General features: G+C 64.5%; 4 protein-coding genes and 1 pseudogene. 2 read left to right on the top strand and 3 right to left on the bottom strand.

From position 1 onward, the window contains the following. The first annotated feature begins 174 nt into the window (after positions 1–174). The gene (locus SFU54_RS06725) at positions 175–678 is read left to right on the top strand and encodes a MarR family winged helix-turn-helix transcriptional regulator (protein WP_319015520.1); all 504 of its coding nucleotides are present in this window, start codon (positions 175–177) and stop codon (positions 676–678) included. Between the two features lie 25 nt (positions 679–703). Here the strand turns inward: SFU54_RS06725 and SFU54_RS06730 are convergent, their stop codons facing one another. Next, positions 704–1588, bottom strand: coding sequence for a bile acid:sodium symporter family protein (locus SFU54_RS06730; protein ID WP_319015521.1), 885 nt, complete (start codon positions 1586–1588; stop codon positions 704–706). Between the two features lie 169 nt (positions 1589–1757). Next, positions 1758–2156 carry a hypothetical protein gene (locus SFU54_RS06735; protein ID WP_319015522.1) on the bottom strand — a complete coding sequence of 133 codons (399 nt, stop codon included), beginning with the start codon at positions 2154–2156 and terminating at the stop codon, positions 1758–1760. 53 nt (positions 2157–2209) lie between these two features. On the opposite strand from SFU54_RS06735, the gene SFU54_RS06740 reads away from it, so the two are divergent. After that, positions 2210–2644 carry a hypothetical protein gene (locus SFU54_RS06740; RefSeq protein ID WP_319015523.1) on the top strand — a complete coding sequence of 145 codons (435 nt, stop codon included), beginning with the start codon at positions 2210–2212 and terminating at the stop codon, positions 2642–2644. A gap of 55 nt (positions 2645–2699) precedes the next feature. Here SFU54_RS06740 and SFU54_RS06745 read toward each other — a convergent pair. Next, a pseudogene (locus SFU54_RS06745) lies at positions 2700–3090 on the bottom strand (ABC transporter C-terminal domain-containing protein); the annotation flags it as partial.

Here is a 3090-nt window from a genome sequence, read left to right on the forward strand (position 1 = left end):
AACCTGGACCTAACAGCTCCAAAGGCTGTCGTGCTGCCGTTACACCAAGGCGGATCGCGCGAAACGCGCGCGTCTAGTCTGCCAGAGCGCGAGCAGGCTTCTGTGACGTATGGGCTCGGGATGCCCGCCTCAACGTGCGACAGCGCGCAGGCGCCCGCCCGCGATAATGAACAGATGACCGCCCGCGACGAAGTTGACCGCATCGTCGAGGCGTGGCACCGCGAACGACCCGAGCTTGATGTCGAGCCACTGCAGGTTTTGTCGCGGGTTAGCCGGTTGGCGCGCCACCTCGATCTGGCGCGCAAGCAAGCGTTTGCGGCGTCTGACCTCGAGTCGTGGGAGTTCGACGTGCTCTCAGCGCTGCGTCGAGCCGGCAAGCCCTATGAGTTGAGCCCCAAGGCATTGCTGCAGCAGACGCTTGTGTCGAGCGGCACTATGACCAATCGCATCGATCGCCTCACGACGCGTGAGCTCGTCGAACGGCGCACCGACCCGAATGATGGGCGCAGCATCCGCGTACGCATGACCGACGAAGGCCGCGTGCGGGTCGATCGCGCGATGGACGCGCTCATGGTGAGCGAAGAAGCTCTGCTGCAGCGGCTCAGCCGCGCCGACCACGAGAAGCTCGCAGGCTTGCTGCGCACGCTCAGCACCGACTTCGATGACGAGGCCGGCTAGACCTACGGGCACCGGGTGATCTCACCTACAGAAGTTCGGGAATCTTGACCTGTGCGCGATTGAACGACCAGCGATACATGAGCGTCACCGCGGTAGAGGTCAACACAACGAACAGCGAGTACAACGCAGGAAGCAGCAAGACTTCTTGCTGGAGGTCTCCGGTAAAGCTCAAGACAACAATGCCGATCGCCAACGGCCCGTTCACGATGCCGATCTCGAGGGAAAGTGTGCGGCGGTCGGGGACTTTGAGACCGATCAGTCGTCCATACCAATAGGCACCGAACATGCCCAGCAATGGCAGAGCGATCGCAGCGACGTACACCTGCCAGGGCGACTCGAGCAACAGCTGCCAGTTGCGGGGAACCCACGTCACGAGCAGCAACACAATGAAGAAGACGCCGAGCACGCTACCGATGAGCTCGATGGTTGCACCGAGATTGGCGCTCACGCGGCGAAGCCACATGCCGAGCACAACCGGAATGATGAGCAGCACAAGGCTCGACACCACGTTGCTGAGCGGAACCTCGACCCCTTCGGCAAGCGCACCGCCGTAGAGGACGAGCAGGATGGGCGTCATCACGATGGCCACGAGCGTCGTCATGATCGTGATGACGACACTGAAGGCGAGATTGGCCTTGGCGAAGTAGGTGAACAAATTCGAGGTGGTGCCGCCAGGCATGCATCCGAGGATCATGAGACCGACCGCCTGGCCGGGCGTGAGCTGCAAGACAGTCGCGAGCCCAAAGGCGAGCAGAGGCATCAACACGAACTGACAAATCACCGCGAGAATGAGGTAACGAGGCCGCCGAAGTTCACTGCCGAGATCGCGGAAGGTGAGTGCGGCGCCCATGCCCAACATCACAACGCCGAGGATCACTGCAAGGATCGCTTGCTCGAACGGACCGACCATTGTTGTCGCCTCTCTGCGATAAACCGGCCCACTCGCGAGCCTCGCACCACGATGTGCTTGCCGATACTATACGCGCAAGTTTCTGCATCTGTCAGGGTCGCGCAAGACTCGTCGCTGCCGACATCACACACACTCGGTCGCGAGGGAGCCCACGGCCGCCGGCCCCGCGCTAGAACAACGGCAAAACCGACGACAACACCAGGGCGATGACCCCGACGCCGGTGAGAATGCCGCCGATCGTGAGCAGCGCGCGGCCGTCGTGTGAGGGGTCGTCGAGTCGAGGCGCGTCGGGGCGAGACGGATGCACCCACACCGTGCGCGCATCGCCCACCGCCGGAATCGGCCCCGTGAGCGGCGAGACGCTCTCGTGCACGGCTCCCCCATCGCCGAACCAGCGCAGCTTCGCGTCGTGTTCGTGCACGGTCGTGAAGACGGCCCGTGCGGGGCGATACCGCTTTGCCCACGAGCGGCGCGTGAAACCCACGATGAGCACAATGAGGCCGACGGGCAGCGTGAGCCACGCAAACGCCTCGGCCGCGATGGCGATGGCGTCGAGCGGCTCGGTCACCCTCTCATCGTAGAGGCCGTGCCAACCTCAACACCCCGGGCTAGCATCTCGACATGGGACTGTTCACCAAGTCACGCCCGGGCGACGACAGCTTGCCGAAAGACGACCGCGGCTCGGGCTCGTTTGACGACTATGTCGGCGTGCTCGTGCCGAAGAATCGCAAGGTCACCATTCGCCTCGCGAACAGCAACCCCTACCAAGATGAGTTGGCCGCGCTCGCCGACGAAAACCCCGAGAAGATCGCCACGGCAACCCCCGCGCGCACCATCGATGACGAACGCGTCGACGCCGCGATCGAGATTCGCATTTTCTCTGACCGACGGGTGAGCGGCGTCGTGGGAATGATTCCGCGCGGGCTCGAAAGCATCTACGACGAAGCCGTTCGCCGGCTCGATGGCCGCGGCCAGCCGCCGCGCATTCCCGTCGAGATCGTCTCGACCAAGAAGCACGGCTACCGCATCGACCTGCTCATCGGGCGAACCAAGTAGGGCCGACTAGCCCACGCGGGCGCGTCAGCTGCTGCGGCAGACAGCAACCGATGCGTCAGCCCAAAAGTTCGCCCAGCTCGAGCCAGCGCTCCTCCGCGGCCTCGAGTTCGGCCTCGAAACCGCGCACCTGCTCGTGCAGAGCCGCGATGCCCGTGTAGTCAGCAACGTCGTGCTCGGCGAGTTGCACGTGCAGAGCATCCACTTGCCCCTGCACCTTCGCGATGCGACGCTCGAGCGCAGACAGCTCTTTCTCGAGTGTGCGGCGCTCGGCCCCTGAGAGAGTCGGGACAGCCGCGACGGATGCGGGAGCCACAGCCGTGACCGACGCGACCGTCGCGCGTCCCGCATCCTGCGCGCCTGTCGGCGCCGCGGCGTGCGCGGCAATGCGCAGATACTCGTCCACGCCGCCCGGCAGGTGCCGGAGCCGCCCGCCCAGCACCGCGTAC

It is taken from the genome of Microcella sp. (assembly GCF_033763155.1).
Taxonomy (GTDB): Bacteria; Actinomycetota; Actinomycetes; order Actinomycetales; family Microbacteriaceae; genus Microcella.

Excerpts from the sequence above, each read along its gene's own strand:
- SFU54_RS06725 (WP_319015520.1), top strand. The coding sequence starts at position 175 with ATGACCGCCCGCGACGAAGTTGACCGCATCGTCGAGGCGTGGCACCGC.
- SFU54_RS06730 (WP_319015521.1), bottom strand. The coding sequence starts at position 1,588 with ATGGTCGGTCCGTTCGAGCAAGCGATCCTTGCAGTGATCCTCGGCGTT.
- SFU54_RS06740 (WP_319015523.1), top strand. The coding sequence starts at position 2,210 with ATGGGACTGTTCACCAAGTCACGCCCGGGCGACGACAGCTTGCCGAAA.